The 251-nt window shown below is 20.7% G+C and carries 1 protein-coding gene; it reads left to right on the plus strand.

The window, feature by feature from the left end:
* Positions 1 to 71 precede the first annotated feature (71 nt).
* A partial coding sequence (locus SB772_RS43810; RefSeq protein ID WP_410839005.1) for a hypothetical protein occupies positions 72 to 251 on the plus strand: 180 nt, incomplete at its 3' end.

Genomic DNA, 251 nt, shown 5'->3' on the forward strand with positions numbered 1-251 from the left:
GGTGCACGAATATTAGGTTACACTTATCGAGAACTTAGTAAAAATAGTATAGAATTAGTAAAATTTCTAAAATGATAAAAAATATAAATATTATTAAATCTAAGTTTAAAAGAATTAAAAAAGATTTTTTTAAAACAGAGTTATACGAAAATTTAGATAATAATGTACAAGAGCAAATAAAGGATAAAATGTTATTTATAAATAATGAAATTCCTATTTTGGGTTATTTCGTTTCTGCAAATAGTTATTGG

The organism is Paraburkholderia sp. SIMBA_030 (assembly GCF_046535245.1).
Lineage (GTDB): Bacteria > Pseudomonadota > Gammaproteobacteria > Burkholderiales > Burkholderiaceae > Paraburkholderia.